Annotated in this window: 2 protein-coding genes; both read right to left on the bottom strand. The window is 74.5% G+C overall.

All coding sequences use genetic code 11. The annotated features are described in order from the left end of the window. A partial coding sequence (locus AOK22_RS23075; protein ID WP_055700616.1) for a PD40 domain-containing protein occupies positions 1-2,801 on the bottom strand: 2,801 nt, incomplete at its 3' end. Positions 2,802-2,870: 69 nt separating this feature from the next. Next, on the bottom strand, positions 2,871-3,669 hold a 799-nt coding region (locus tag AOK22_RS23080), incomplete at its 5' end, for an immunity 49 family protein (RefSeq protein ID WP_244164943.1).

The following is a 3,669-nucleotide window of genomic DNA, read 5'->3' on the forward strand; positions in this document are numbered from 1 at the left end:
TGGCCGCCGGCGGCCAGGACGCGCCGGTAGATGTCGGTCTCCCTGCGGAGCACGGCCAGTTGGGCCTCGGTCGGCGGCACACCTGCCGCCTGCTTCACCGCGGCGGCGTCCCAGGGCGGCATCACCGCGGTGACCCGGGGGTCGTCGGCGAGCGCCGGGTCCGCGCCGAGCAGCGGCGAGGAGGTGAACGGCGTGGCGATGAGCGAGAAGGCCGCTCCGTGTGCGGTGTAGATCTCCACGACGTCGTCGTAGGCGCGGCCCGTCGCGGTGATCGCGTGTCCGAACTCGGCGCGCTGGGTTGCCTGGAGATGGGTCGTCAGGTCCTGGCCGAGCTGGATGCCGGGCGAGAGCAGATGGCTGCCGGAGCGCACGCCGAGCCTCTCGTGCGCGAACCGTGCCGCCTCCTCCATGACCCAGCCGGGCGCGCGCACATAGGTCTTGACGAAGTCCCAGTCGAGATCGGCGCCGCGCTGCAGGGAGCGCCTGAGCGCCGCCCTGCTGCGGTGGGCCCGGCCCATGCTGTAGGCGACGCGGGCGCCGTCCATGAGTTCGCCGGTGGTGAGCAGGCGGGGGCCGGCGAGTTCGCCGGAGAACACCGCTTCACGGATCCGCGCCTGTTCGTACGCGAATCCGCCGAGGGACACCGCCGTCGTGATGCCGTACGTCAGCTGTCCGACCGTCTGGCGTCCGCCGTACGTCGTCTGCCAGGGGTGCGTGTGCGTGTCCCAGAGACCGGGGACGACGGTCTGCCGTGAGGCGTCGACGCGGCGGTCGGCGGGGGTGCGGTGGGCGGCGCGGTGGGGCCGGACGGCGGCGATGCGGCCCTCGCGGACGACGATGTCGACGTCCTCGCGCACCGTCTCGCCGGTGCCGTCCCACAACTGCCCGGCGTGCACCACCAGTTCGGCGGGCTCGGGTCTGCGCTGGTCCAGGGGCACGCGCACCGTACGTGGGCGGCCTCCGTCGACCGCGATGAGGCGCAGTGCGGCGCCGGACAGATAGAGGAGTGACTTCGAGTCGCCCGACCAGGAGGGGTGGTCGGCCGGTTCACCGGAGAGGGTCCGCAGTTCGCCGCGCGGTGTGCCGTCGGCGGCCACCGGCAGCAGGCACAGCGTCGATTCGACGATCACGGCGAGCCAGCGGCCGTCCGGGGACCAGACGGGCCCGGAGTCGTAGCGGTCGGCGAGCGAGACGTGCGGGGCGACGGCGTGCAGGCGGTCCGCGCCGGTGTCGGCGTCGACGATCCGGATGAGGTTGTAGCCCTCGCGGAAGCGGAAGTTGAGGCGGTTGCGGTCGCAGAGCGCGAGGTACCGGCCGTCGGGCGACCAGCTCGGCCGGCCGGGAAGACCGCCCCCGCCGAGCGGTGCCACCAGCGCCCGCTCCTCGCCGGACGCGAGGTCGCGCACCATGAGGCGGCCGGTCATGTCCAGGGAGGCGAGCCGCTTCCCGTCGGGCGACAGCGCCGGATGCACGCGGCCGCCGGTGGCGAGGGCGGTCTCGGTGCCGGTGGCGAGGTCGCGCCGGTACACGCCGAGCAGTCCGTCGCGGTCGTCGGCGTACACCAGGGACTTGCCGTCCCTGGCCCACGTCGGGCCGAGGAGGTAGCCGGTGGCGGCGGCCCGGTGCAGCCGCCGGGGCGGCCGCCCGCCCGATGCGGGCGCGAGCCAGAGCGAGTTGAGGGCGGCGAAGGCGATCCGACGGCCGTCGGGCGACAGCGCGGGCAGGTGGATGCCGCGAGCCGGGCGGACCCGGCCGAGGCCCAGGTCGTACTCCTTGACCCGGTAGCGCGGGCGGTCCACCGGCAGGGTCGCGTCGAAGGGGATCGCCTCGGTGCGGCCGGGATCGTCGGGGCGTACGAGGGTGAAGCGCCCGTCGACGGTCAGCAGGAGTCGTCCGTCCGCCGTCCAGCGCGGCGGCACCGGCGCCAGGTCGCCGGTGATCGCGACGGGCTTCCCGTCGACGACGAGAGTGCAGGAGGGGGTGGGGGACGGCGTGGTGCGCAGATACGCGAGGCGAGTGCCGTGCGGGGCGAGGGCGGGGGTGAGGACCTGCGCGGTCCCGGTCTCGGTGTGGACGACGGTCACGGGTCCCTCGCCGTCCGCGGGGACGGCCGCGACGGTCCGCGCGTCGAGCGAGGTGCCCTGCGCTGTGGTGACGGTCCTGCCGCGCACGAACAGGATCCGCTTCGCGTCCGGCGACCAGGTCGGGTCGAAGTCCTCCCACGGCCCGTCCTGGAGCGGCCCGTCCTGACCGGGCCGTCCGGTCACCCGGGTGATCTCGCCGCTGGCGAGGTGCAGGACGTGGACGCGGTAGGAGCCGCCCTCGACGGGGTCGCCGCCGCGCTCGGAGGCGAAGGCGAGGCGCGAGCCGTCGGGCGACCAGGCAGGGCCGCGGTCGTCCCAGGGCCCTTCGGTGCGCTGCCGCAGCCGCGTCCCGTCGGCGCGCATCGTCCAGAGGTGGAAGCCGCCGTCCCGGTAGGCGCAGAACGCGACCGACGTGCCGTCCGGGGCGTACACGGGCCGGTTCGGTTCCAGGTCGGCCGGGGTCAGCGGCTCGGCCTCGCCGCCGTCGCGGGGCAGGGACCAGAGCGTGGCCTGCGCCTCGACGACCAGCCGGCCGCCGGTGGGCGAGAGGGTGGCCGCGCCGTTGGTGACGCGGGTGAAGGAGAGGGGCACGGTGGTGCGCGGCCGCGCCGGTGCCGGGGCGCTCCCCAGGGCGACGAGCGCCCCGGAGGCCCCGGCGGCGGCGAAGAGCTGACGACGAGACAGAGGCAACACGGTGTCGTTCCGGTCACATTCCATGACACAGCACACTTGCCCATCGGCAGGGCCGTGGACAACACCCCACGGCGACAACGCGCCGGTGTCGTCCTACGTGTCGAACTCACCCAGCCAGGAGCGCTCCAGCAGGTGCTTGGGCAGATACGGCGACGACGTGTCGACGGGGAAGCCCGCGTCGTGCGCGATGCACGCGATGGCGAGCGGGCCGAGTGCCACGCGGCCGAGCGGCGGAGTGCCGTCCGGGCCCGTGGAGCCGTCGGTCCGGTCGCTCCAGTAGCGGTCGTGATGCGTCAGCGCCTCGGCGAGTGCCTGGGCGAAGGCGTCGCGGTCGCCGCGGATCATCCGGTGGAAGACCTCGACCGGCTGGTAGTCGATCAGGTTGAGGAAGTCGCTCGGGGTGCGGGTGGCCACCTGGGGGTGGGAGGTCTCCATCGTGGCGATCAGGTGCTGGACGACGTCGTCCATGGGGCGCCTGAGCCAGTAGGCGCGCAGCGTCTCGATCCAGTGGAAGACGTAGTCGTCGGCGGGCGCCGCCCCGCGCAGTTCGTCGAGGGGGACGTGGCACAGCCGCAGCAGCCGCTCCTGTTCGCGACAGACGACCGCGAAGTAGAAGGCGTCGAGCCAGGCGCGGGCGTGCGCGGCGGGTGCGGGGCCGGTGGCGGGCAGGGGCAGGACGCGCTCCGCGACGCGGCACTCGACCGTGCCCTGGCGGGCCGTCGCCGCGGCGAACAGCGCGGAGCCGGTCTGCATGGCCCACACCCACGCCTCCCAGGTCTCCAGGCGCGCGCCGTCGGGGTCGTCCGCGCAGCGCGCGTGGCTCAGTTCCTTCGTCACGTCGAAGGCGCGGCCGAGGCCGCCCGGTACCTGGACGAGGCGGGCGACGTCGTCG

The organism is Streptomyces silaceus (genome assembly GCF_001419745.1).
Lineage (GTDB): Bacteria > Actinomycetota > Actinomycetes > Streptomycetales > Streptomycetaceae > Streptomyces > Streptomyces silaceus.